We start from the raw sequence: 25,429 nt of genomic DNA, 5'->3' as shown, positions 1-25,429 counted from the left end.
GTCATGACCGCCGTCTCCTTGGGCGTTCCCGAGGTGCCGGTCCGTCCGATCGCCGAGCGCCGGGTCTCCCGGCGGATCGAGGTCGGGCCGGTGGCGGTCGGGGGCGGGGCCCCGGTGTCGGTCCAGTCGATGACGACGACGCGTACGTCGGACATCGGCGCCACGCTCCAGCAGATCGCCGAACTCACCGCGTCCGGCTGTCAGATCGTCCGCGTCGCCTGCCCCACGCAGGACGACGCGGACGCGCTGGCGACGATCGCGCGCAAGTCGCAGATCCCGGTGATCGCCGACATCCACTTCCAGCCGAAGTACGTGTTCGCCGCGATCGAGGCCGGCTGCGCCGCGGTCCGCGTCAATCCCGGCAACATCAAGCAGTTCGACGACAAGGTGAAGGAGATCGCGCGGGCCGCCAAGGAGCACGGCACGCCGATCCGGATCGGGGTCAACGCCGGTTCGCTGGACCGGAGGCTGCTCCAGAAGTACGGGAAGGCGACGCCCGAGGCCCTCGTGGAGTCGGCGCTGTGGGAGGCGTCGCTGTTCGAGGAGCACGGCTTCCGGGACATCAAGATCTCCGTCAAGCACAACGACCCGGTGATCATGGTGAACGCCTACCGGCTGCTCGCCGAACGGTGCGACTACCCGCTGCACCTGGGCGTCACCGAGGCCGGTCCCGCCTTCCAGGGGACCATCAAGTCCGCTGTCGCCTTCGGGGCGTTGCTCAGCGAGGGCATCGGGGACACCATCCGGGTCTCCCTGTCCGCGCCGCCCGTCGAGGAGGTCAAGGTCGGCATCCAGATCCTCGAGTCGCTGAACTTGCGGCAACGGCGGCTGGAGATCGTGTCGTGCCCGTCGTGCGGGCGCGCCCAGGTCGACGTCTACAAGCTCGCCGACCAGGTCACGGCCGGGCTGGAGGGCATGGAGGTGCCGTTGCGCGTCGCGGTCATGGGGTGTGTGGTCAACGGCCCCGGCGAGGCGCGGGAGGCGGACCTCGGGGTCGCCTCCGGGAACGGGAAGGGGCAGATCTTCGTGAAGGGCGAGGTCATCAAGACCGTGCCCGAGTCGAAGATCGTGGAGACCCTGATCGAGGAGGCGATGAAGATCGCCGAACAGATGGAGCAGGACGGCGTCGCGTCGGGGGAACCGGCGGTCACCGTGAGCTGAACAGCACGGGCTGACGAGTACGGAAGAAGAGGGGGCCCGAGCGTGACGATTCTGGAGAACATCCGGGGACCACGCGACCTGAAGGCGCTGTCCGAGGCGGAACTCGGTGAACTGTCCGACGAGATACGGGAGTTCCTGGTGCACGCGGTCGCCAGGACCGGCGGCCATCTCGGACCCAATCTGGGCGTGGTGGAACTCACCGTCGCGCTCCACCGGGTCTTCGAGTCACCGGTCGACCGCATCCTGTGGGACACCGGCCATCAGAGCTATGTGCACAAACTCCTGACAGGGCGTCAGGACTTCTCCAAGCTGCGCGGCAAGGGCGGCCTGTCCGGCTATCCCTCGCGGGAGGAGTCGGAGCACGACGTCATCGAGAACAGCCACGCGTCCACCGCGCTCGGCTGGGCCGACGGGCTCGCGAAGGCCCGCCAGGTGCAGGGTGAGAAGGGGCACGTCGTCGCGGTCATCGGTGACGGCGCGCTCACCGGCGGGATGGCCTGGGAGGCCCTCAACAACATCGCGGCGGCCAAGGACCGGCCCCTGATCATCGTCGTCAACGACAACGAACGCTCCTACTCACCCACCATCGGCGGCCTCGCCAACCACCTCGCGACCCTGCGCACGACGGACAGCTACGAGCAGGTGCTGGCCTGGGGCAAGGACGTACTGCTGCGCACCCCCCTCATCGGCAACACCCTCTACGAGTCGCTGCACGGCGCCAAGAAGGGGTTCAAGGACGCGTTCAACCCGCAGGGCATGTTCGAGGACCTGGGGCTGAAGTACGTCGGCCCGATCGACGGGCACGACATCGGGGCGGTGGAGTCCGCGCTGCGGCGCGCGAAGCGCTTCCACGGGCCCGTGCTCGTCCACTGTCTGACGGAGAAGGGCCGCGGCTACGAGCCCGCGCGCTCGCACGAGGAGGACCACTTCCACACCGTCGGTGTGATGGACCCGCTCACCTGCGAGCCGCTCGCGCCCGCCAACGGGCCTTCCTGGACCTCGGTGTTCGGCGACGAGATCGTGAGGATCGGTGAGGAGCGGGACGACGTCGTCGCGATCACCGCGGCCATGCTGCATCCCGTGGGCCTCGGCAAGTTCGCCGAACGCTTCCCCGACCGGGTGTGGGACGTCGGGATCGCCGAGCAGCACGCGGCGGTGTCGGCGGCCGGGCTGGCCACCGGCGGGCTGCATCCCGTCGTCGCCGTGTACGCCACCTTCCTCAACCGTGCCTTCGACCAGTTGCTGATGGACGTCGCGCTGCACCGGTGCGGGGTGACGTTCGTGCTGGACCGCGCGGGTGTCACGGGAGTCGACGGGGCGTCGCACAACGGGATGTGGGACATGTCCATCCTCCAGGTCGTCCCCGGCCTGAGGATCGCCGCACCACGCGACGCCGACCAACTCCGCGCCCAGCTGCGGGAGGCGGTGGCCGTCGACGACGCGCCCACTCTGGTCCGGTTCCCCAAGGAGTCGGTGGGGCCGGCGATCGGGGCGGTCGGTCATGTGGGCGGGATGCATGTGCTGCACCGGTCCGAGGAAGCCGCCGACGTGCTGCTGGTGGCCGTCGGCGTGATGGCTCCGGTGTGCCTTCAGGCCGCCGAGCTGCTGGAGGCGCGCGGCATCAACTGCACGGTCGTGGACCCCCGTTGGGTCAAGCCCGTCGATCCCGCGCTGCCCGGGCTGGCCGCCGAGCACCGCATGGTGGCCGTCGTCGAGGACAACAGCCGCGCGTCCGGGGTCGGAGCCGCGGTGGCGCTGGCACTCGGCGACGCCGAAGTCGACGTACCCGTAAGGCGGTTCGGGATCCCGGAGCAGTTCCTCGCGCACGCCAAGCGCGGCGAGCTGCTCGCCGACATCGGTCTCACACCCGTCGAGATCGCCGGACGGATCAGCGCCGGGCTGGCCGCCAAGGAAGTGCTGTCCCCGGGGAAGTCCAACGGCAAGTCCGAGGAGAAACAGGAATGACAACCGCTGAACCCGGCTCCCCGGCGGGGGAGTTCGACCTCGGCGCGCTGCTCGCCGAGCGCGGCGCCGAACGCTACGAGCTGCACAGCAGGCATCTCAACCACCAGCTCCCGCGCATGCTGCACACCATCGGCTTCGACAAGGTCTACGAGCGGGCCGAGGGAGCGTACTTCTGGGACGCGGACGGCGACGACTACCTCGACATGCTCGCCGGGTTCGGGGTGATGGGCCTCGGTCGTCATCATCCCGTGGTCCGCAAGGCGCTGCACGACGTCCTCGACGCCCGGCTCGCCGACCTCACCCGCTTCGACTGCCAGCCACTGCCCGGGCTGCTCGCGGAGCGGCTCCTCACCCACAGTCCGCACCTGGACCGGGTGTTCTTCGGCAACAGCGGCACGGAGGCGGTGGAGACCGCGCTCAAGTTCGCCCGGTACGCCACCGGGAAACCGCGCGTCCTGTACTGCGCGCACGCTTTCCACGGCCTGACCACCGGGTCCCTCTCCGTCAACGGCGAGGACGGCTTCCGGGACGGCTTCGCCCCGCTGCTGCCCGACACCGCCGTACCGCTCGGCGATCTCGACGCCCTGGCGCGGGAGTTGAAGAAGGGCGATGTGGCCGCCCTGATCGTCGAGCCGATCCAGGGCAAGGGCGTGCACGAGACGCCTCCCGGATATCTGCGCGCCGCCCAGGAGCTGCTGCACAGGCACAAGGCGCTGCTCATCGCGGACGAGGTGCAGACCGGCCTCGGGCGGACCGGTGACTTCTACGCCTATCAGCACGAGGACGGGGTCGAGCCCGACCTGGTGTGCGTGGCGAAGGCGCTGTCCGGCGGATATGTGCCCGTGGGCGCCACGATCGGCAAGGAGTGGATCTTCAAGAAGGTGTACTCGTCGATCGACCGCGTTCTCGTGCACTCGGCCAGCTTCGGGGGCAACGCCCAGGCCATGGCGGCGGGGCTCGCCGTGCTGTCGGTGATGGAGAACGAGCAGATCGTGGCCAACGCCCGAGCCACGGGGGACCAGTTGAAGTCCCGGCTCGCGGCGCTCGTCGACAAGTACGAGCTGCTGGCCGACGTACGCGGCCGGGGTCTGATGATCGGCATCGAGTTCGGGAAGCCCAAGTCGCTGAAGCTGCGCAGCCGTTGGACGATGCTCCAGGCCGCCCGCAAGGGGCTGTTCGCCCAGATGGTCGTCGTACCGCTGCTGCAGCGGCACCGGATCCTGACCCAGGTCTCCGGAGACCACCTGGAAGTGATCAAGCTGATTCCGCCGCTGGTCGTGGGCGAGCGGGAGGTGGACCGTTTCGTGGACGCCTTCACCGCCGTGATGGACGACGCGCACAGCGGGAGCGGGCTGATGTGGGACTTCGGGAAGACGTTGGTCAAGCAGGCGGTGGCCAACAGGTAGGGCGAGGGGGGCGGGATTCGGGGCGGAGCCTTTCGGGTTTTGCCTCTGAGGCAAGAGATTTGCCCCGGAGGCAAAGCTGCGGCTGAATGGAGGCATGAGCCTTCCCGAAGAGCCCGTGCCGGTCGAGGACCAGGCCGTCGTCGCACCGCAGCTTCGGGCGCTGCGCCGCCGTGCCTCCCTCACGCTGGAGGCCGCGGCCCGGTCCGCCGGGCTGTCGCCCGCCCACCTCTCCCGCCTGGAGACCGGGCAGCGCCAGCCCTCCCTGCCGATGCTGCTCGGGCTCGCCCGTATCTACGGTACGACGGTCTCCGAACTGCTCGGTGAGACCGTCGCCGACCGGGACGCCATCGTGCGCGCCACCGACATGGAACCGACGGCCGCGGGCGGCTGGTCCTACTGGCAGGCCGGCGCGCCCGGACGCGGAATGCAGGCCCTGCGCGTCCATGTGCCGCACGGCGCGCAGGGCGACATCGTGCGCGTCCACCCCGGCGAGGAGTGGCTGTACGTCCTCAAGGGGCGGCTGCGGCTGAGCCTGGGCGACACCGCGCACGTCCTCGCGCCCGGCGACAGCGCGCACTTCGACTCGCTGACCCCGCACCGCCTCGCCGCCGACGGCCGCGACGGCACCGACCTGCTCTTCGTCCACACCCTGCTGCAGAGCCCCACCGCCGGTCTCTGTATCGGCCCGACCACCGGAGTGACGCCATGACCGACATGGAGGACAAGTTCCCGCGAGCCCTGTGGGTCCGCCTGATCATCTACATCGCGGTCGGACACCTCTTCGCCGGCTTCATCTACCTGCTTTTCGAGGTGGGCGCGAAGCAGTAGCGCTTCCAGGCCGGCCGGGTCAGTCGAGGAACCGCTCGCGCAGCCGCTCCCGCAGCTCGGGCGTGACGCCCAGTCCCTGTTCCAGATAGCTGTCGACGCTGCCCCAGGTCTCCTCGGCGGTCTCCACGGCCGCCATCAGATACTCGGGACGGGTGCCGAAGAGCGGGTTGAGCAGTTCCAGGACCTCGGAGCTGTAGGCCTTGGCCGCGGAGCCGCTGCGACGCACCTTGTAACGGCGGTGCTCCGCGTTCGACTCCATGTAGTCCGCCACGATCGCGTCGCGCTCCACCCCGACGGCGAGCAGTGTCACCGCGATGGACAGACCCGCGCGGTCCTTGCCGGCCGCGCAGTGCATCAGGGCCGGGACGCTGTCCTCCGCCAGCGCGTGGATCATCCGGGAGTGCTCGGCCGTGCGGTCCCTGACGATCTCGCGATAGGAGCTGATCATCCGCTGCTCGGCCTTGCCGTCCGCCAGCAGGCTGCGCAGCTCGTCGAGATCGCCGTCCCGGACCATCTTCCAGAACTCCGCGCCGTGAGCCGGGTCGGACAGCGGGATGTTCACGTTGCGCACGCCCGGCAGCTCGATGTCCGGCCCCTCCAGGCCGATGTCCGCCGCGTTGCGGAAGTCGAAGATCGTGTGCAGCCCGAGGGAGCCGAGGAAGGCCGCGTCCTGGTCGGTCGCGTGGGCGAGATGGCCGCTGCGGAACAGCCGTCCGTACGCCACGCGTCGCCCGTCCACCGTCGGCAGTCCGCCCACGTCACGAAAGTTTCGTACACCGCCCAGCTCGGGTTCGGTCGACGGGACCTGCTGCGTCACGAGGGTTCCCCTCCCACACCGCCCCGCGGACGCTGCTCGTCGACGGGCGCGCTTCGACGATACGACATGGGTGGGCAGGCCAATGAGTTTTCCACAGGCGTTGCCGTCCCGGCCCGTGGCGCTGATGATGTTGATGCTTGGGCGTGCCTGTTCGGATCTGTGGGGACATGATGCTGGAAATTGCCGGAACCGGTCGTACATGGCTCCTCTCGGGGCCCACCAGCAGTTACGGCGTCCATCTCACCGAGGACGACGAACTGCTGCACCTGCACTGGGGTCCCCGGATCGCACTCGCCGACGCGGAGGCGCTCGCCGTCCGTCCGCTGCCCGACTACTGGCCCTTCGAGGCGCCGCTCGACGGCCACGAGGAGTACCCGGTGGAGGGCGGCCCCCGTTTCGTCAGGCCCGCGCTGTCCGTGCGGACCGACGAGCGCCGGGGCACCGAGTGGCGCTTCGAGGCGTACGAGACCGAGGGCGGCGCCGGGGGTGACGAGCTGCGGCTGAGGTTCCGTGACGCGGGGCTGGTGATCACGCTCCACTACCGGATGCGCCACGACGTCGTGGAGCGCTGGGTGACCCTCACCCATGACGGGCCCGCCGGAACCGGCCCGCTGGAGCTGCTCCGCGCGGACTCCGCCACCTGGACGCTCCCCGAACGCGACGGCTGGCGTCTCTCCCAGCTGCACGGACGCTGGGCCGCCGAGTCCCGGCTCGTGAGAACGGACCTCACCTACGGTGAGAAGGTCATCGGCAGCCGGCGCGGTCACACCGGGCACCAGCACCTGCCCTGGGTGGCGCTCGACACCGACGCGACCGAGGAGCGCGGCGAGGTGTACGCGTGCGCGCTCGGCTGGTCGGGCTCCTGGCGGATCGCCGTCGCCCAACTGCCCGACGCGCGCGTGCAGGTCACCGGCGGCGCCGGATACGACGACTCGGGCCTGCTGCGCCTTGCGGCGGGCGAGTCCTTCACCACGCCCGTCTTCGCGGGGCTGTGGACCGACCTGGGGCACGGCGGGGCGAGCCGGGCATGGCACGCGTACCAGCGCGCGTTCGTCGTCCCGGACGCGGACCGGGACCGGCCCGTGCTCTACAACTCCTGGGAGGCCACGGAGTTCGACATCTCCGAGGAGCAGCAGGGGACGCTGGCCCGGCGGGCCGCCGCGATCGGCGTCGAACTGTTCGTCGTGGACGACGGCTGGTTCGGGGCCCGTACCAGCGACCGGGCCGGGCTCGGCGACTGGACGCCCAACCCGGACCGCTTCCCGGCGGGCCTGAAGCCGCTCGCCGAGTACGTGCACGCCCTGGGGATGCAGTTCGGCATCTGGGTCGAGCCCGAGATGGTCAATCCGGACAGTGACCTGTACCGCGCGCACCCCGACTGGGTGCAGTTCCAGCCGGGACGGAAGCGGACGGAGTTCCGCAACCAGCTCGTACTGAACCTCGCGCGCGACGATGTCCGCGAGTACCTCTGGGAGCAGCTCGACGGGATGCTCTCCAGCGCCCCGATCGACTATGTGAAGTGGGACTTCAACCGCTGCTTCACCGACGCCGGCTGGCCCGGTGAGGACTACCCGCAGCGTCTCTGGGTCGACCACGTGCACGGGCTGTACGCCCTGCTGGACCGGTTGCGGGAGGCCCATCCGAACGTCGCCTTCGAGTCCTGCTCGGGCGGCGGAGGCCGGATCGACCTCGGTGTCCTCGCTCGTACGGACCAGGTGTGGACCTCCGACAACACCGACCCGCTGGACCGGCTCGCCATCCAGGAGGGCTTCAGTCAGATCCATCCGGCGCGGGTCATGGCGGCCTGGGTCACGGACAGCCCGAACACCCAGCTCAACGGCCGGGTGAGCTCGTTGCGGTTCCGGTTCGTGAGCGCGATGGCCGGAGTGCTCGGTGTCGGCGGCGACCTCACGAAGTGGACGGAGGAGGAGCTGGCCGAGGCGGGGGAGTGGGTGGGGCTCTACAAGGAGATCCGGCCCGTCGTGCAGCGCGGCGACCTCTACCGGCTGCGGCGCCCCACCGGCGGGCTGAGCGCGGTGCAGTACGTGCTCGGGGACGAGACCGTCGTCCTCGCCTGGCTCCAGGCGCAGCACTACGGGGAACCGGTCCCGGCGCTGCGGTTGCGCGGCCTCGACCCGGCGGCGACCTATGAATGCCGTGAAACGGGTGAAATCCACCGTGGGGCCGTGCTCCTGCATCGTGGCCTGCGGACCGGGCTGAAGGGTGACCTCGAAGCGGCGGTTTTCCGACTTCGTCGGATCTGATTCTTCTGTCCGTTATGGCGCCTTCATTCCAACTCGCAAGGAAATGAGGGTTGCTGTGAATCCAGTGCGTGAGCAGGGTCATATCCGTGACCCTGAGTCGCCGTCATGTTCACGTAATTTCGGTGTGCTTCAAGGGAGTTCCAGGGATTGAGAGATCCGGAATTCACGGACAGTGACCGGGAATTCTGGGGAGGATCACAGGAAATCCGTACACAGGGAACTTGAGGCTTGTTCCGGTGCGTCCTGGTCGCTTACGTTCGCCACCAATCCGGACGGACGCCCAATCCTGCCGCCGCCCGGAGCCCGCATCGAACACCCGAGAACGGCAGGAGCGGGGGACCCACAGGTAGAACGCCTGTTCCGGTCTCTGGAACAGGCTTGGGGTTAAGTCACGTTCAGGCGTGGCCGGACATCTCCAGTCCGCACCCGACAGCTCACCTCGCAGGCGACGGAGAAGGAATTCGCCATGCCCGCGAAGGGTAAGCACCGCCGTCCGAAGTCCCAGCGATTCACCCGCTCGATAGCCGTCGCCGGAACCGGCGGAGCGGCACTCGCTCTGCCGTTGCTGGGAGCCACCGGAGCCCATGCGGCCACGGCCGAGTCCGCGACGCAGTCCGTGTCGACGCTTTCGGAGACCGCCAAGTCCGTAACGGCCGAAAACGTCTCCGCCAAGACGGCCAAAACCGAGAAGTCCGCGGCGTCGGCGCCTTCCGCCGCCGAGAAGTCGAGTGTCAGGACCTACGCGGTCCAGGCCGGCGACTACCTCTCGAAGATCGCCCAGGAGCAGAGCGTCAGCGGTGGCTGGCAGAAGCTCTACTCGGACAACCGCACCGCCATCGGCGCCGATCCGGGTCTGATCCACCCCGGTCTGAAGCTGACGATCGGCAAGAAGGCCGCGTCGGCCTCCTCGCCTTCCTCGTCCTCCGCCAAGTCCTCGTCCTCCTCGAAGTCCACGCGGACGGAGAGTTCCAAGCCGGCCGCCGAGAGCGCGACGGCCCAGACCTCGACGACGACCGAGGTTGCCGACACCGGCAGTTCGGGCGGCTTCACGCTTCCGGTGGCCGGTGCCACCATCGGCACCGCCTACCACGTCGCGGGCAGCATGTGGTCCAGCGGCTACCACACGGGCGTCGACTTCGTCGTCCCGACCGGTACCTCGCTCAAGGCCGTCGGCGCCGGCACCGTCGTCTCCGCCGGCTGGGGCGGCGCGTACGGCAACCAGGTCGTCATCCAGCTCGCCGACGGCTACTACGCCCAGTACGCCCACCTCTCCCAGCTCTCCGTCTCGGCGGGCCAGAGCGTGACGGAGGGGCAGCAGATCGGCCTCTCCGGTGCCACCGGCAACGTGACCGGGCCGCACCTGCACTTCGAGATCCGCACCACCCCGGACTACGGCTCCGACGTGGACCCGGTCGCGTATCTCCGCTCGAAGGGCGTCGCCGTCGGCTGACACGCGCACGATGAGGTGGGCCACGAGTCGCGTCGTCCCGTTATTCCGGGTTGACCAACACTTGACGAGTGGCTTATCTCACCGCGAGTCAACCCCTTCCTACGGTCGCGTAGCTCACATCGGAAGGTGAATCATGGGCCGATGTGGCAGACGATTCGAAGAATGACAGCAGAGCGGTGATCGGGTCGTACGTGGCGGTGGGGGACAGCTTCACCGAGGGCGTTGGCGACCCCGGCCCCGACGGGGCGTTCGTCGGCTGGGCCGACCGGTTCGCGGTACTGCTCGCGGACCGGCGCCCGGAGGGCGACTTCGACTACACGAACCTCGCGGTACGCGGGAGGCTGCTCGACCAGATCGTGGCCGAGCAGCTTCCGCAGGCCAGGGAGCAGGCGCCGGACCTGGTCTCCTTCTGCGCGGGCGGCAACGACATCATCCGGCCCGGCAGCGACCCGGACGAGGTCGCCGAGCGCTTCGAGCGAGCGGTGATCGGCCTCACCTCGGCGGTCGGCACGGTCATGGTGACGACCGGGTTCGACACCCGCAACGTCCCGGTGCTGAAGCACATGCGCGGCAAGATCGCCACGTACAACGGACATCTGCGGGCCATCGCCGACCGGTACGGCTGTCCCGTGCTCGACCTGTGGTCCCTGAAGACCATCCAGGACCGCCGGGCCTGGGACGGCGACCGGCTGCATCTGTCGCCCGAGGGTCACACGCGCGTGGCGCTGCGCGCGGGACAGGTCCTCGGCCTGGAGATCCCGGCCGACCCGGACCAGCCCTGGCCCGAGCTGCCGCCGCGGGGCACCTTCGAGATCCGCCGCGACGACGTCAACTGGGCCCGCGAGTACCTGGTCCCGTGGATCGGCCGGCGCCTGCGCGGCGAGTCGTCGGGCGACCACGTGACGGCCAAGGGGAGCCTGTCGCCGGTCGACATCAAGAGCCGGATCGACTGGGTCGCGTGAGTCGGGCATGGGGTCCGATCACGTCTCAGCGCCGGGTGGGCGACTTCAGCCCGTCCGGCGCTTGAGGGCGAGGCCGTCCAGGCCGACGCGGCAGCCCCGGTAACGCCCGCGCCAGCTCACCTGCCCGATGTCAACGCGGCCTGCTCCAGCCCCAGTTCCGCGGCCAGCGCAGCGTCCACCCACTGTTCGGCCCGCGCCCGCGACACCCCGTCGTACGCCGTCATCTGGACGGCCAGTCCGTCCAGCAGCGCCGTGAGCCGCAGCGCCGTACCCCCGGGGTCGGGGCACTCGAACTCGCCCGCGGCCACCCCCTCCGCGATGACCTCGGTGATCGCGGCCTTCCAGCGCCGGTCCAGGTCCCCGGCGACCTCCCGCAGCCCGGGGTCGCGCAGGGACACCGCCCACCCCTCGATCCAGAGGCGCCAGCCCTTGGCCTGACCGGTCGGCGCGTACCAGCGGACGGCGGACCGCAGTCGGCGCAGCGCCGGGGAACGGCGCCCGAGAAGCTTGCCCAGGTGAGTGAGGTCGGCCTCGGCCGCGTACCGGAACGCGGCGGCGACCAGTTTCTCCTTGGTCGAGAAGTGGTAGAGCACCAGCGCGTTGCTCACCCCGAGGACGGCGGCCACGTCGGCGATCCTGACCGCCGCCACACCCCGTGCCTCGATCTGCTCGATGGCGGCCCGCAACAACTCCTCGCGCCGCTCGGCCACGCTCAACCGCACCCTTGCCACGCGGCCACACTAATCCGTCACAGGACACGATGGCGGGGCAGCCCCGTCAATCCCTGTGAATCCGCGCCAATACGGCCGGTCCGCCGGGACGGACCCCGCACCCGTGGCCGGACACCGTCACCGGTACCACCCGAACCGCTCCGCGATCACCGGGAGGCGGTTCTCGACGATCGCGTGCGCCGCCGCACGCGGAGTCGTCCCGTCGGCCTCCGCGCGAGCGAGCACCTGGTCGACCAGGGCACGCATCGAGCGCCTGGTGTGCGCGAACGCCTCCTCCGCCTCCGCGCCGATGTCCCCGAACAGCGTCCACCACCACCAGGCGTTCGTCCCGGAGTTGACGACCACGTCCGGCAGTACGACGACGCCGCGCGCGGCCAGCAGCTCCTCGGCCTCCGGCAGCACGGGCATGTTGGCGGCCTCGACGACCCAACCTGCGGTGATCCCCGCCTGGTTCCCGGTGTCGACGGCGTACGAGACCGCCGCCGGCACCAGCACCTCCGCCTCCGTGGACAGCCAGGCCTCGCCCGGCAGTTCGCGGTCGTCGGGGCGCAGCACCCCGCGGTCCACGGTGCCGTACGTGTCCCGGGCCGCGAGCAGCGCCTCGACGTCGAGCCCCGCCGGGTTGGCGATCGTCCCCTTGATGTCGGCGACCGCCACCAACGTGAGCCCCGCGTGCGTGAGGAAGCGTGCCGTGGCCCCGCCCATGGTGCCGAGCCCCTGTACGGCGAATCGGGTGCCGGCGTACGGCACCGCGGCCCGGTCGAGCGCCGTGAGCACGGACTCCGCGACCCCGCAGCCGCCGACCAGCTCGTCGAGCCCGATGCCGTCCACCTCGACCGTGAAGGCGTCCGCGAGCCGCGCGCGGGCCGCGATCTCGTCGTCCAGCAGCGGGTAGACGGCCTGGATCGACGATTCCAGCCCGACTTCGGATGCCGCCCGGTCGACCAGGTCCTGGGTGAGGCCCAGGTCCTCGCCCGTGGTCCAGACGCTCTCGACGTACGGCCGCATCGCGCGCAGGTAGCGCACCAGCATGCCGTACGCGTCCGGGTCCCGGGGGTCGCAGTCGACACCGCCCTTGGCGCCGCCCAGCGGGATGTAGCGGCCCTCCGGGTTGTAGTGGAGCGCCTCCTTCATGGTCATGCCCCGGGCCAGTCCGGCGACCTCGTCCAGGGTGCAGCCCGCGCGCATCCGCAGCCCGCCGCTGGAAACGCCCCGTACCAGCCTGTCCACGACGAGGAAGCCCTGGCGGCCGGTGACGTGATCGGTCCAGGTGAGGGAGAGCAGGGGAGCGCCCTGGGTGGTTGCCATGGGGGCAATATACTGACTCGTGGTTCAGTTGCGTGTCGCCGTGCGCCATCGGTCCCGCACACTCCGCGTGCATCCGGAACTTTGGTCTTTCCTTGGAATGACCCGGCCGACACACGCACGACTCCGGACTGTCGGAGGGGGCGACCATAATGGAATGCCTGACCGACTCCACCTGGAGGTACCGTGACCGGATTCCCCTCTCCGAACTCAGGGCTGCGCGCGCTGCGGCCCGCGGCCTTCGGTGCGGACCCGAGTGGGGAGCGCCTGGCGCGGATCCGCCGATCGCCGCACTTCGCGGACGGTGTATTCCAGAACCCGCCGGGGACGCCACGGCCCGACGGCGCCCTGCTCGGGTTCGCCAAGTCCTCCCTGCGCAAGGAGGACCGGGTCCGCCGCGCCCCGGCCGGGACGGTGCCGGTGCACGCCACGACGCTCGCCGACCTCGCGAAGCCCCCGGTCAGCGGTCTCCGGCTGACCTGGATGGGCCACTCCAGCGTGCTCACCGAGATCGACGGACAGCGCGTGCTCTTCGACCCCGTCTGGGGCGAGCGCTGTTCGCCGTTCGCCTTCGCCGGGCCCAAGCGGCTGCATCCGGTGCCCCTGCCGCTGGCCGCGCTCGGCCCGGTCGACGTCGTCGTCATCTCGCACGACCACTACGACCACCTGGACATGCCCACGATCAAGGCGCTGGCCGGCACGGACACGCTGTTCGCGGTTCCGCTCGGTGTCGGCGCCCACCTGGAGCGCTGGGGTGTCCCGGCCGACCGGCTGCGCGAGCTGGACTGGCACGAGTCGACGAAGGTCGGCGGCCTGACCCTGACCGCCACCCCGGCCCGCCACTTCTGCGGCCGTGGCCTGCGCAACACCCAGCACACCCTGTGGGCCTCCTGGGTCGTCGCCGGTGCGGAGCACCGCGTCTACCACAGTGGCGACACGGGGTACTTCGAGGGCTTCCGGGACATCGGCGCCGACCACGGCCCGTTCGACGCCACGATGATCCAGATCGGGGCATACAGCGATTTCTGGCCGGACATTCACATGAACCCTGTCCAGGGGGTTCGATCGCACCTCGACCTGCAGCAGGGCGAGCCCGCGGGCGTGCTGCTGCCGATCCATTGGGGGACCTTCAATCTGGCCTTCCATCCGTGGGCCGAGCCTGGAGAGTGGATGAAGGCTGCGGCTGATGCGGTGGGGCAGGCGGTTGCTCTCCCCGTACCCGGCCAGCCGTTCGAGCCGGCTGGGGTGCTGCCTGTCGAGCCGTGGTGGCGGGGTGTCGGATACGTGCCCGACCACGAGTGGCCCGTTCCGGAGATCGCTGCGAAGGCGAGCCGTGAGGACCTTGATCTTGTGGGCGAGGCCTGACGCTGGACGAGCCGGGGCGTGTGGCGGACGTTCTTGCCGCCATGCCGGAAGCTGAGCGGAAGCGGGCACCTCGACCCATTGTCGGGGTGCCGCGTGGGCAGGAACAGGAACACGCACCGGAGTACCCGTCGCTACCCTCCATGGTGCGCATCGGCAGGAACGTGCGAGTGAAGACGAACGGCAGGTGGCGTCCGCTGCGTCGACGGGCTGTGCGGCACCGGCGTATCCCCGCCGCCCCGCATCAGGACATCCACCCGCGCCCGCGTCGTGCAGCAGGGGCGCGCTCTCCAGTGCGGGCCGGCCGCCCGAACACCGCGATCCCCCGCCCGGCGTACTGAGGCAGGCCGGTGCGGTGACCGGTGGGGGAGACGGGCGCGTCCGGGCCCGCGCCGTTCGGAGCCAACGGCGCCGGTCGCTCGGGTAGGTGGGCTCGCCGACCCCGGACAGGAAGTCCCGCCGCCCGCAGGCGCGCGGCGACCGGCAGGACGTAGGTGCCGGGTCCGACCACCATCATCCCCCGGCCGCTCGCCCCGCCCCGCCGTCGGCCGCCGCAGCGGTACCCACTGAGTCGTACGCCCCCACACATCACGGGCATCCGCGAACCGGGCAACCCGATGGCCTCGGCCCGCAGCGCGAAACGGTCCACGCGCGCACCTCCCAACGAGTCGCACGCGGAGTCCTCGTCGCGTTCGGCGACCACGGTCAACACATGGGAGCCATCACCGCCGGGCTGTGCCCACCCCCCACGGGCAGGGCCGGGAGACGGAATTCTGAGCGCAGTCCCAGGGGCGTCCGGTCATGTCGCCGTCAGGCGATGGTGATGCTGTCGTCGAGGTAGACGTCCTGGACGGCGTGGAGGAGTTCGATGCCTTCTGCGGTGGGTCGTTGGAAGGCTTTGCGGCCGGTGATGAGGCCGGTGCCGCCGGCCCGCTTGTTGATCACCGCGGTCCGGACCGCTTGTGCGAGGTCGTCGTGGCCGACTGATGCGCCGCCGCTGTTGATCAGTCCGGCCCGGCCCATGTAGCAGTTGGCCACCTGCCAGCGGGTGAGGTCGATCGGGTGGTCGGTGGTGAGCCGGTCGTACAGGAGGGGGTCGGTCCTGCCGAAGCCGAGTGTGCGGTAGCCGTCGTTGTTCTCCGCCTGTTTCTGTTTGACGATGTCGGCCTCGATGGTGACGCCGAGGTGGTTGGCCTGGCCGGTGAGGTCGGCCGAGGCCGAGTAGTCCGTGCCGTCCTTCGTGAAGGCCGGGTTGCGCAGATAGCACCAGAGCACGGTGAACATGCCCAGTTCGTGGGCTCGTGCGAAGGCCGCGCTGGCCTCGCGGAGTTGGCGGTCCGCCTGTTCGGAGCCGAAGTAGACGGTGGCGCCGACCCCGGCCGCGCCGAGGTCGAAGCACTGCTGGACGGTGCCGAACATGATCTGGTCGTAGTGGTTGGGGTAGGTGAGCAGTTCGTTGTGGTTGAGTTTCACGACGAACGGGATCCTGTGTGCGTAGCGGCGCGACACGGCTCCGAGTGCCCCGAGCGTGCTGGCGACCGCGTTGCAGCCGCCCTCGACGGCGAGTTCGACGATGTGCTGGGGGTCGAGGTAGCGGGGGTTGGCGGCGAACGCGGACGCCGCGGAGTGTTCGATGCCCTGATCGACCGGCAGGATGGACAGGTAACCGGTGCCGGCCAGACGGCCGTGGTCGAAGAGGGACTGCAGGCTGCGCAGCACCTGGGCCGGGCGGTCGGTCGCGGCCACGACCCGGTCGACGAAGTCACCACCCGGCAGTATCAGGTCTTCCTTGGGAATCCCCTGGGCGGTGTGGGTCAGCAGGTCCTTCGCCTCGTCGCCCAGCAAACCTTGGATGTCGGTCATCGCTCCGCCTCTCCTGTCACCCGGAACGCCGAAGGCGGGAGCCACGGAGGTTCGCACGGCCGCCTCTCGGGTTCACTGTCCAACATGCGGCGCGGCGTGATCGCTCGGCAGAGCCCATTGGGCCCTGCAGGGAGGTCGAACGGCCCTCATAGGGACGGACGCGGGGACCGTGGTCCGTTCCCGGGGTGGAGCCGGGCAGGGGGCTGCGGCCACGGAAACGCCGCACCACGCGGGTGAGCGCATGCCCACCCGGCGATCGCCGACCTTGCCCCCGGTTGACGGTCCTCGCCGATGTCGTCCCGCTCCATCCCGCGCAGGCACTCGGCTCTCGGAGGGCCATTTGTCCTGCTCTGGGAACGACCCCTTCGGCCGCCACGACGATCGGCGCGTAGTTGCTCTTGGATCTGCTCTCCACCTGCTCACACACTTCATCCATGTCGAACGGCCGCTCAGGGATGAGGATCACGTTGGCGCCGCCCGCGATGCCGGCGTGCAGGGCGATCCATCCGGAGTGCCGCCCCGTCACCTCCACCACCAGCGCGCGCATGTGCGACTCGGCCGTGGTGTGGAGGCGGTCGATGGTCTTCGGCACGCCGACCAGCTTGATCCCCTGACGGCTCAGCTCGGTGGCCGCGCCGAGGGTGTCCTCGCCGCCGATCACGATGAGCGCGTCGATGCTGTGCGTGGCAAGGGTGTCCCGCACACGCCGCAAACCGTCCTCGTGTTTGAACGGGTTGTTGCGGGACGAGCCGAGAATGGTCCCGGCGTGCGGGAGGATGCCCCGCACGCCGGGGATGTCCAACGGCACGACATCGCCCCGGAGGGCACCGGGCCAGCCGTCTCTCAGTCCGACGAGGTCGAAGGCGTACTCCTGGACGCCTTTGCGGACGACACTACGGATCACGGCATTCGGTCAGCTGCCCCACGACCGCCGGCGAGCGGCCGATCCGGACACGGCGCTGGCCGCCCTGCGCAACCGCCGGTCGATACGTTCCGGGGTGCCCGTGGGGACTTCCCGGCTGCCACGAGCGTCGGACCGCTCCCGCCGAGTCCGTGGCCCGGCGGCGTACGTCCGTCACGCCGACCGCCCGGATCCCTGCCGATGAGGTCCTCCACACCTGCGGTGGCAGCGCGACCGCTCGCGGGTGGAGGGCGGTTCGGTCGTGGACCGCCATGAGCGTGGGGAGGGACGAGATCCGCAGGGCCCCGGCGGGTTCGGGCTGTGCCTCGGTGTCGACCTTGCCGAAGACGAGGTCGGGGCGGCGGCCGGCGGCATTCTCCAGGACGGGCCGAACATCCGGCAGGGTCCGCACCAGGCTGCCCAGGAGCCGATCGGCGTGCTGTCCGAACCGCTGACGGACTCCTTGAGGTTGTCCTTGGTCGGCGCACCGGTCGCCATGGTGTCCGGCCTCGTCTCATATACCCGGTGGGGCAATCGCCGAGGGGGCCGGAACGAGAGACGAGGACGCCTTCATCGCCGATCTCGTCGCGAAGGACGACCGCCTCATCGAGATCGCCGGGACGGACACCTCGCTGCCCTTCGTCCTGAACAGCGGGTGACAGGTCCGGCGCCGCCCCGGGCCCGCCGTGTCTACGGCGTTCGCCCCGGAGCGTCTCTCTTGGCCGGGTGGTGGGGTGGGGGACGTCACCGATGCGTTGGGGAGGGGAGGGGAACGGTCCAGTCCAGGATGGTTCCGCTGGGCCGGTTCGGAGCCAGGTCGAGGGTGCCGCCGAGGTCGGTGGCGCGCCGACGGAGGTTGTCCAGGCCACTGCGGCGGGTGACGGTCGGGTCGATGCCGCCCCCGTTGTCCGCCACGCGCAGTCGCAGCCGGCAGCCGTCCACGGCGGCGCCGACCTCGACGGCGGTGGCGTGGGCGTGCCGGGCGGCGTTCGACAGCGCCTCGCGCAGCACCGCCAGCAGGTGCTCGGCATACTCGGCGGGCACGTCGGTGTCCAGCAGCCCGGTCATGCGCAGGGCGGGCGCGAACCCGAGCGCGTCGACGGCCTGGTCGATCTCGGCCACCAACTGGGAACGCAGCCCGCGGCGCCCGCCGGAGCGGTCGCGCTCGCGCAGCGCGTAGATCGTGGACCGCACGGTCTTGATGGTGTCGTCGAGGTCGTCGACCACGCGCTGCAGGCGCGCGGCCATCTCGGGCCGGTCGGCCAGTCGGCCGACCACCGAGTTCAGCGTCAGTCCGGAGGCGAACAGCTGTTGGATGGCCAGATCGTGCAGGTCACGGGCGATGCGGTCGCGGTCGGTCAGCACCAGGAGTTGCTCGGCCTCGCGCCGGTGCTCGGCGATCTCCAGCGCCAGCGCGGCCTGGTCGGCGAACCCGCTGATCATGGCCATGGTCGAGTCGGGGAACTCCTGCCCGCCGGGCAGGTGGGCGACCTGCAGGACCCCGCGTACGTGCTCACGGGTGCCCAGCGGGAGGAGGAACCCGGCGCCGAGCGCGACCAGTCCCGCGGAGCCGCCGCCGGCCTGCGGTTCGTCGGACAGCGCGTTGCTGGTGACTGTCTGGTTGGAACGGTAGACCTTCGCGGCCAGCGTGGTGGCCGACAGCACCAGCCCGAGCACCTCCGGTGCGCCCTCTCCGTCGGCGGCCTCGATCACCAGGTCGTCGCCGCCGTTGAACGGCACCGCCAGCGTCACCAGGTCCGCCCCGGCCAGCCCGCGGACGGTGGCGGCGATCTGGTGCAGCACCCGGTCAGGGTCGGTGCCCGACAGCAGACCGCGGGTGAGTTCACTGCTCGCGGTCAGCCACCGCTCGCGGCGGCGCGCGTCGTCGTACAGCCGGGCCTTCTCGATCGCCACGCCGGCTGCGACTGCCAGAGTGCGCAGCACGGCCTCGTCGTCCGCGTCGAAATCCGCTCTGCCGCGTTTGTTGGTCAGATACAGGTTGCCGAAGACACGCCCGCGCACCTGGATCGGGGCCCCGAGGAAGCTGGTCATGGGCGGATGACCGGCGGGGAACCCCACCGATTCGGAATGCGCTCCCAGGTCGGCCAGCCGAAGCGGCTCGGGCTCGCGGATCAGCAGCCCGAGGATTCCCCGGCCCTCGGGATAGTGGCCGATCGCGCGGACGGTCTCCTCGTTCATGCCGACCGTGATGAACCGACGGATCCGCCGCTCCTCGTCCAGTACGCCCAGCGCCCCGTACTCGGCGTCCACCAGGCTCACGGCGGACTCGGTGATGCGCCGCAGCACCACATCCAGATCCAGATGGGAACCGATCGCGAGCACCGCGTCGAGCAGGGTGCGCACCCGATCCCTCGTGGCCCCTGCCAGAGTCACCGGAGCCCGCAGGCCCTCCAGCGCGTCGTCCAGTCGCAGCTGCGGATCTGCCGGTCCGCGCCTCCGTCGCTCCAGCGGATCGTCTGTCATCCCGCAACCTCCGGAAGGGCGCCCTGTACCTTCCAGAATGCCCGAACGGCTCCGCGAGCGCACGAACGCGTGTGTGAAAAATAGTGTCACGGGGGCCCGACATGCCTGGCCGATGTGCCGCCGACCGCGGTGCCGGGACGGTCAGCGTGCCCGTGGGGCCCGGCGGGGCCAGCCGACGGTCAGGCGGTCGCCCTCGTCGGTGACGTGGGTGCCCAGTTCGGCGCAGGCGCGGGTGAGCCGGTCGGCGATCCAGGCGTACTCGGACCGGTCGGCGAGGCGGGTGTGGCAGTAGTCCAGGGCGATCGGGATCGCCTCGGTGTGCCGGGGGCCGTACTCGTTCAGGGTGATCAGCCAGAGCAGGCCCAGGTCGTTGCGCAGGGCCGGGTGGACGGCGTAGTCGTTGATGAGGTCGCCCAGGTCGAACAGGACATGGCGGGTGAAGCCGTGGAAGACGTGCGCGGAGTGGCCGACGACGAGGTCGGCTCCGGCGTCGGTGAGGGCGGGTGCGGCATGGAGTACGTGGGGAACGGGGCGGGCGGTCATCGTGGGGCCCCAGTGCATGCTGACCAGGACGACGTCCGTGGCGTGGGCCAGCGTGCGTATGGTCCCGGTGAGCCAGTCGGGCACGTCCTCGTGCCACAGGTCGGCGTGGGCCACGCCGGGCCGGGCGGGGCTTGCGGCGAACTCGGCGGGATGGTCGGTGGCGGCGACGATCCCGATGCGCAGCCCGCCGGACTGCAGGATCAGCGGAGCGCGGGCCTCCTCGATCGTTGCCGCGGCACCGACGGAGCGGATACCCGCCCGGGCCAGGTGTGCGCGGGTGTCCAGGAGGGCGGTGGGGCCATAGTCGAGGGTGTGGTTGTTGGCCAGGAAGACCGCGTCCACGCCGAGGTCGGCCAGCACGTCGGCGGCGCGGGGCGGGGCGCGGAAGAAGAAGGTCCTGCCCGGCACGTCGACGCGGGTGCCGCGGTCGGAGACGCAGCATTCGAGGTTCAGCAGGAACAGGTCCGCGGACGCGACGACCTTGTGCACCGCAGGGGAGAACAGGGGATGCGGCGTCCGGTGTGCCAGCATCTCGCCGACACCCCGGCCCAGCATGGCATCTCCGGCCAGGGCAATGGTGACGGACATGGGTTCTCGCCTCCGCGGACTCTGCCTCGCTACAGGCTCTGGGGCAGCGGAATGTGGTGTGCCTGGTCGGCGCCACGGTCGTCGGCGTCCGTCCTGTCCCCGAACTGTCGTCGAGGCCGTCGCCCGGGTGCGCGCCTTCGACCCTGCGACGCCGTCAGCGTCGGTCCTGTCCCTCCCTGTTCAGGGTCGCCCTCGCCGACGAGAGGGAGGAAGGGCCGAAGGGCCGTGGTTTGGGTGCGGTCGGCCCTCGCCGAACCCTCCCGAGGACACTTCGGCGGGTCGGGCCGTCGGCTGTCGTGCTTCCCCGGGCAGGGCCGGTGCGGACGGAGCGTCGTCGACGAAGCCGAACGGCATCCCGCGCCGGTCGGCCAGGGTCCGGGCCAGTTCCAGCACGTTGACGCCGCCGCTGCCCAGGCTGCCGGTGTGCCGAAGATCGACCAGGACGGCGGTGTCGCCGGGGCGGATGGCGGCGTGCAGCAGGCGGCCCAGGTGAGGTTCGGCGGCCGGGCCGATCTCCTCCCGGACCTCCATCAGCAGACACCCGGCGTAGCGGCGGACCGTGACGGGCGAGGGATCCGGGTCGGTGGCAGCGGCTCGCACCGTCCGTGAACGCGGCGGCAGCGTCCACCGACGACGGGACAGAAATGTCGCCGCCGGGCGGAGGGGAAGAGGAACGCTCCACGTCATGGTGCCCCCTGAGCACGGCCGAAGAGGTGGAACAGTCGTAGCGCGAACGCCGACAAGGAGTGTCCCGCCGTCCACGGGCCTGCGGCAGGGACCGATGGTCCCGGCTCCGAGCCGGATCGCCCCTACCGACAGCCTGCGGAACGCGATGCGATCCGCGCCCGGCGGGGTGACCCGGCTGTTGCCGGGTCGCCCTCACCTGGCAGGACTCCGGCACCCGGACCCACCGCACCCGTCCGGTGGTCCGGCCCGACCTGGCGGCCATGCTCGTTTCCGGCACCAAGTCCGACGAACAGCCGCTCCGCCGTCGCCTCCGCCGTGGTCTCCGTCGTCACCCAGGGGCCTTTCGGCCGCCCGGAGGACCCACCCGGCCCCTGTCGTCGCGTCGGCCGGGGTGTGCACGATGACCGCACGCCCCGGTCGTGCCTCGACACGGTGCACGGAGAGGGTCCCGAGGAGGACGTCCTGGAGGTGGTCGCCATGAGTACGGTTCCCTGGCGCAAGTCGCACAAGCGCCTGATGACCGTTGTGGACCTGCCGTGCGCGCAGCGCACCGTGGGTGTGGAGGCCGCGCTCCGGCTGCCGAACGTGATGATGCTCGTGGTCGAGGACGCCTGCACCCAGATCGCGCTGACGGACTGGCGACGCCGCGAACCGCCCCGCTGGCGGCACCGGGCACGGCATCGCTGGTATGCCGAGGAGCGGTGGCTGGACGCGAAGAAGGCCCGGCTGAAGGAACTGGCCGCGCAGTGCCTGGACACCCCGGACTGACCGGACCGCACCGTTCGTGCGCGGCCCGCCCTTGTCCACGCGGTTCGCCGGGCTCTGCGGAGAGCAGTGCCCGGCCCTCGGCACAGGCAGCGGCCGACCTTGGACTTCTGTGCCGTGCACCGCAGCGGTCTGCTGCCGACGGCAGGTGTCCACGTCCACCGCGACAGTGACCTGCTCGTCGGCCGCCCGGTGCGGCTGGCCAGCACCCGCATCGCCCATGTGACCGGCCGCACCGCGCCGGCGGGCCCCGCCGAACCCGCCGCCCCACTACTGTCAGGTGTTCCAGCCGCAGGAACACCGTCTGTTCGCCCTCTCCGTCGACCACGACCACCACGCACGGCTGGAGCAGCTCAAGTTCCTTGTCCTGGACGGCGGATACGGCGACCACCGGGACCGGAAGGTGTTTTCGTCGCACACCCGAAGAAGTCGTACAGCCGAAGAAGTAGGGGCAGTTGTCCGTGTGCGGGTACACGGCTGCTCCTGCCAGGCCACGACACCTTGCCGCCGGCCTGTCGGACCACGGTGATTCACGGCCGGTCGTCCCCGGGAAAGGGGCCGACCGGCCCGCCCCGGGTCACCGCGCCGTGTCCGACGATGAAGGTACGGAACGCGACGAGGGGAGGCGCGTCGTGAACCGCTACGACTGCGCACCCGAGGAAACGGTGACGCCGCGGCTGCCGAGGTGTGCGACCGATGCGGGTGCGTGGGGCACGTGCGGTACGCCCACGTCGTCGGACGCCTGGCGGAGCGCATGGCCGGCCAGGGGCCGGGTCATGAGCGGAAGCTCGCGCGGCGTGTCACGTGCGGGCTGTGCCGTGAGGTCGGGGTGTTCGACCAGGTGCGGTGCGCCGGATGAGTCCGGGGGAGAGCGGTACCTGGGAAGGCGGGGAGTCATGTGAAGGAGACACTGCCTCTGGGGCGGATCGCCGGTGTCCGCGTCGGTCTGCACTGGAGTGTGCTGGTCATCGTCGGCCTGGTATCCGTCATGCTGGCGGTCGGCCGCTTCCCCCAGGCTCATCCCGGCCGTCCGGGCTGGGTGTACTGGGGGCCGGCGCTGCTGACGGCTGTGGTGTTCCTGGCCTCGCTGCTGGCGCACGAACTGGCGCACGCGGTGGTCGCCCGGCGCAACGGTGTCGAGGTCGACGGCATCACCTTGTGGATGCTCGGCGGTGTCGCCCGCCTGCGCGGTGAAGCCGCCACGCCGGGTGCGGAACTGCGCATCGCCGCGGTGGGGCCGCTCACCAGCGCGGCGGCCGGCGTGCTGTTCGCGGGGCTGGCCCTGTGGCTGGACATGCTGCACGTGTCGGGGGTGGTGGTCGAGGCGGTCGCGTGGCTGGCCGCGATCAACGTCGTGCTGGCCGTGTTCAACGCCGTACCCGCGGCCCCGCTGGACGGCGGGCGGCTGCTGCGGGCGTTCATCTGGCACCGCACCGGCGACCGGCTCCGCGCTACTCGCGGCGCCTCGGCCGCGGGCCGCATGCTGGGCTGGCTCATGATGCTGACCGGCTTCGCGGCCGTGCTGTTCGCCGACGACCTGTCCGGGCTGTGGCCCGCGCTGATCGGCTGGTTCCTGATCGCAGCCGCGACCGCCGAGGAGCGGCAGGCACAGGTGCGCGGTGTGCTGGACGATATCCCCGTCAGCCGCGTGATGACCCGTGACCTGGCCACCGTCCCCGCTACGGCGACCGTTTCCCGCTTCCTGGCGGAAGGCCCCTTCGGGCACTACCGTCACTCCGCCTTCCCCGTCCTGGCCCCGGACGGCACGGCCGCCGGACTGGTCACCGTCGCACTCGTCGACCAGGTTCCGCTCCAGGCCCGCGCCACCACCAAGATCGGCGAGGTTCTGCGTCCGCTCGCCGACGTCGCGACGGCCGCATCGGACGAGCCGGTCGTGGACCTGCTGCCCCGTCTGGAGACGAGCAGGGACCGCCGAGTCCTGATCATCGACGGCGGACGGTTGGTCGGCATCGTCACGCCCGCCGACGTCAGTCGCGCCCTGACCTGGCTGACCACGGCCACCCGAGCGGGTTCGTGAGAGAACGGCCCGCGCCCTACGGCCGAGAGCACCCGAAGGAAGTGCTGTGATGAACACGAAATCATCAGCCCGCGACGCGGGGATTCCGCGCCCCGCGCAGACCATCGCGGAGCCGCCCGGACAGATCCAGGTCACACACGTCGCGGACCAGGCGTACGCGGTCTTCGTACGGGGACACGAACTCACCGTCGACCAGCCCGTCGAGGCCGGCGGCGACGACGACGGACCCACCCCAGTCGAGCTGTTCGTCGTCTCGCTCGCCACCTGCGTCGCCTACTACGCGGGCCGGTTCCTGCAGCGGCACCAGCTGCCCTACGACCAGCTGCAGGTCAGGACCGAGTACGACATGGCGGACGACCGGCCCGCCCGGGTCGCGGCTGTCCGCCTGCGGATCCTGCTGCCCGTCCGGTTGAGCCATGCGCGGCAGGAGGCCCTGCGCGCGGTGGTCGACCACTGCACCGTGCACAACACCCTGCGGATGCCGCCCGAGATCACGGTCGAGGTCGACTGAGGCGGAGGGGCGCGTGCCGCCGAGGTCTGTGGGCCCGGGCATTCCACCGGTCGATCTCGTCCCGGCTGCGGTGGTCGCAGAGGCGGCCCGCACGTCGTTGCGCAGGGCACGGGGCTCGCACAGTCGGTGAAGCTCAGCGGCGGTGCGCGGCAACCGTGCTTCTCGCGCCCGTCACCGCTCACCGGCGGCGATGCGGCGGCCCTGCCGGGTGTGCTCCCGTACGGCGGCGGTGGAGGCGTCGACCGACGGCATGCCGCTGATCCGTCCGGAGCGCAGAGTGCAGCAGCCGGGGCGGCATCGGCTTCGCCGACGGATCGCGGGCCCGTACTCGATACCGGTGCCGCCTTCCGCGGCGTTCCTGCCGGGACCGTACGACCGTCGGCTCGGGACACCCGGTGCCCCGCATTCGGTGCGACCGGTTCCACAGGAGCAGGTCGTGGGGCATGCCGAGGACGCTCGGCACTCGCATCGGGGCCGGTCGGCCCTGACACGCCGCGCTCATCCGAGTGCAGGCTTGAGCCGTCCGCCGAGGAAGGAGGGGGACCGTGGCCGTCTCCGCGCCTGTCGAGTGGGTCGTCGTCGCTCGGGAGCGCCGGCACCCGGGACAGCCGGGGACCTGCCGGGCCAGGCGCGCCAACGACAGGGCGGGCAGGGCCCTGCCCGCTTGTCGCGGAGCCCGGTTGCGCGGTGCACGGCCGCCGCCAGCCGTTTCTCCTCATCTCCTCGCGCTCTTCCCGGCACTTGCACCACAACACTCCGACGGCGAGTCCGCCAGGTCCGAACGGCCCCGAGGCGCGC

21 protein-coding genes and 1 riboswitch are annotated in these 25,429 nt (G+C 70.8%); of the genes, 12 read left to right on the top strand and 9 right to left on the bottom strand.

Going from position 1 to position 25,429, the window contains the following annotated elements:
- Positions 1-3: 3 nt before the first annotated feature.
- The 5 genes from ispG to OG595_RS05450 all read left to right on the top strand — a co-directional run bounded on the left by ispG (position 4) and on the right by OG595_RS05450 (position 5,360).
- A complete protein-coding gene (gene ispG / locus OG595_RS05470; protein ID WP_329268382.1) occupies positions 4-1,161 on the top strand; it encodes a flavodoxin-dependent (E)-4-hydroxy-3-methylbut-2-enyl-diphosphate synthase in 1,158 nt (385 codons plus the stop codon).
- Positions 1,162-1,203: 42 nt separating this feature from the next.
- Positions 1,204-3,126, top strand: a complete 1,923-nt coding sequence (dxs, locus tag OG595_RS05465; RefSeq protein ID WP_329268381.1) for a 1-deoxy-D-xylulose-5-phosphate synthase — start codon at positions 1,204-1,206, stop codon at positions 3,124-3,126.
- The gene (locus tag OG595_RS05460; RefSeq protein WP_329268380.1) at positions 3,123-4,532 is read left to right on the top strand and encodes an aspartate aminotransferase family protein; all 1,410 of its coding nucleotides are present in this window, start codon (positions 3,123-3,125) and stop codon (positions 4,530-4,532) included. Before dxs ends, OG595_RS05460 begins: the two co-directional genes overlap by 4 nt.
- A gap of 94 nt (positions 4,533-4,626) precedes the next feature.
- Entirely contained in the window at positions 4,627-5,241 is a 615-nt protein-coding gene (locus tag OG595_RS05455; protein WP_329268377.1) for a helix-turn-helix domain-containing protein, read from the top strand.
- Positions 5,238-5,360: a DUF6126 family protein gene (locus OG595_RS05450; RefSeq protein ID WP_164313401.1), complete on the top strand. Its 123-nt coding sequence runs from the start codon at positions 5,238-5,240 to the stop codon at positions 5,358-5,360. The genes OG595_RS05455 and OG595_RS05450 overlap by 4 nt, the downstream gene beginning before the upstream one ends.
- A 19-nt stretch (positions 5,361-5,379) precedes the next feature.
- Here OG595_RS05450 and OG595_RS05445 read toward each other — a convergent pair whose 3' ends face one another.
- Positions 5,380-6,177, bottom strand: coding sequence for a tyrosine-protein phosphatase (locus OG595_RS05445; protein WP_329268372.1), 798 nt, complete (start codon positions 6,175-6,177; stop codon positions 5,380-5,382).
- A gap of 170 nt (positions 6,178-6,347) precedes the next feature.
- Here OG595_RS05445 and OG595_RS05440 point away from each other — a divergent pair, with 170 nt between their 5' ends.
- From OG595_RS05440 to OG595_RS05430, 3 genes are all read left to right on the top strand, one after another.
- Positions 6,348-8,441 (top strand): alpha-galactosidase, encoded by a 2,094-nt coding sequence (locus tag OG595_RS05440; protein ID WP_329282669.1) that lies wholly within the window; start codon positions 6,348-6,350, stop codon positions 8,439-8,441.
- Positions 8,442-8,744: 303 nt separating this feature from the next.
- A riboswitch (cyclic di-AMP (ydaO/yuaA leader) is annotated at positions 8,745-8,904 on the top strand.
- Between the two features lie 3 nt (positions 8,905-8,907).
- Positions 8,908-9,891: a M23 family metallopeptidase gene (locus tag OG595_RS05435; protein WP_329268369.1), complete on the top strand. Its 984-nt coding sequence runs from the start codon at positions 8,908-8,910 to the stop codon at positions 9,889-9,891.
- A gap of 176 nt (positions 9,892-10,067) precedes the next feature.
- Positions 10,068-10,853, top strand: a complete 786-nt coding sequence (locus OG595_RS05430; protein ID WP_329282666.1) for an SGNH/GDSL hydrolase family protein — start codon at positions 10,068-10,070, stop codon at positions 10,851-10,853.
- A 116-nt stretch (positions 10,854-10,969) separates the two neighbouring features.
- Here OG595_RS05430 and OG595_RS05425 read toward each other — a convergent pair whose 3' ends face one another.
- The gene (locus OG595_RS05425) at positions 10,970-11,584 is read right to left on the bottom strand and encodes a TetR/AcrR family transcriptional regulator (protein WP_329268367.1); all 615 of its coding nucleotides are present in this window, start codon (positions 11,582-11,584) and stop codon (positions 10,970-10,972) included.
- 117 nt (positions 11,585-11,701) lie between these two features.
- A complete protein-coding gene (locus OG595_RS05420; protein WP_329268365.1) occupies positions 11,702-12,892 on the bottom strand; it encodes a Glu/Leu/Phe/Val dehydrogenase dimerization domain-containing protein in 1,191 nt (396 codons plus the stop codon).
- 183 nt (positions 12,893-13,075) lie between these two features.
- Between OG595_RS05420 and OG595_RS05415 the strand changes: the two genes are divergently transcribed.
- Positions 13,076-14,254 carry an MBL fold metallo-hydrolase gene (locus OG595_RS05415; RefSeq protein WP_329268363.1) on the top strand — a complete coding sequence of 393 codons (1,179 nt, stop codon included), beginning with the start codon at positions 13,076-13,078 and terminating at the stop codon, positions 14,252-14,254.
- Positions 14,255-15,061: 807 nt separating this feature from the next.
- Here the strand turns inward: OG595_RS05415 and OG595_RS05410 are convergent.
- From OG595_RS05410 to OG595_RS05385, 6 genes are all read right to left on the bottom strand, one after another.
- Positions 15,062-16,114, bottom strand: coding sequence for a class I fructose-bisphosphate aldolase (locus tag OG595_RS05410; protein WP_329268361.1), 1,053 nt, complete (start codon positions 16,112-16,114; stop codon positions 15,062-15,064).
- 16 nt (positions 16,115-16,130) lie between these two features.
- Complete coding sequence (locus OG595_RS05405; protein ID WP_329268359.1) at positions 16,131-17,018, bottom strand: 6-phosphofructokinase; 888 nt, start codon at positions 17,016-17,018, stop codon at positions 16,131-16,133.
- Entirely contained in the window at positions 17,008-17,427 is a 420-nt protein-coding gene (locus tag OG595_RS05400; RefSeq protein WP_329268356.1) for a thioredoxin family protein, read from the bottom strand. The genes OG595_RS05405 and OG595_RS05400 overlap by 11 nt, the downstream gene beginning before the upstream one ends.
- 332 nt (positions 17,428-17,759) lie before the next feature.
- Positions 17,760-19,499, bottom strand: a complete 1,740-nt coding sequence (locus OG595_RS05395; protein ID WP_329268353.1) for a sensor histidine kinase — start codon at positions 19,497-19,499, stop codon at positions 17,760-17,762.
- Positions 19,500-19,640: 141 nt separating this feature from the next.
- On the bottom strand, positions 19,641-20,630 hold the full coding sequence (locus OG595_RS05390) for a CapA family protein (RefSeq protein ID WP_329268351.1): 990 nt from the start codon (positions 20,628-20,630) through the stop codon (positions 19,641-19,643).
- 180 nt (positions 20,631-20,810) lie between these two features.
- Positions 20,811-21,230 carry a hypothetical protein gene (locus OG595_RS05385; RefSeq protein ID WP_329268349.1) on the bottom strand — a complete coding sequence of 140 codons (420 nt, stop codon included), beginning with the start codon at positions 21,228-21,230 and terminating at the stop codon, positions 20,811-20,813.
- A 564-nt stretch (positions 21,231-21,794) separates the two neighbouring features.
- On the opposite strand from OG595_RS05385, the gene OG595_RS05380 reads away from it, so the two are divergent.
- The 3 genes from OG595_RS05380 (at position 21,795) to OG595_RS05370 (ending at position 24,631) form a co-directional block, all read left to right on the top strand.
- Positions 21,795-22,085 carry a hypothetical protein gene (locus OG595_RS05380; protein WP_329268346.1) on the top strand — a complete coding sequence of 97 codons (291 nt, stop codon included), beginning with the start codon at positions 21,795-21,797 and terminating at the stop codon, positions 22,083-22,085.
- Positions 22,086-22,980: 895 nt separating this feature from the next.
- Positions 22,981-24,120 (top strand): site-2 protease family protein, encoded by a 1,140-nt coding sequence (locus OG595_RS05375; protein ID WP_329268344.1) that lies wholly within the window; start codon positions 22,981-22,983, stop codon positions 24,118-24,120.
- A 49-nt stretch (positions 24,121-24,169) separates the two neighbouring features.
- Positions 24,170-24,631: an OsmC family protein gene (locus OG595_RS05370; protein ID WP_329268342.1), complete on the top strand. Its 462-nt coding sequence runs from the start codon at positions 24,170-24,172 to the stop codon at positions 24,629-24,631.
- The last annotated feature ends 798 nt before the right edge of the window (positions 24,632-25,429 follow it).

The organism is Streptomyces sp. NBC_01451, assembly GCF_036227485.1.
Classification (GTDB): domain Bacteria; phylum Actinomycetota; class Actinomycetes; order Streptomycetales; family Streptomycetaceae; genus Streptomyces.
The sequence above is the reverse complement of the archived record's forward strand: the minus strand, read 5'-3'. Positions and strand labels throughout refer to the sequence as shown.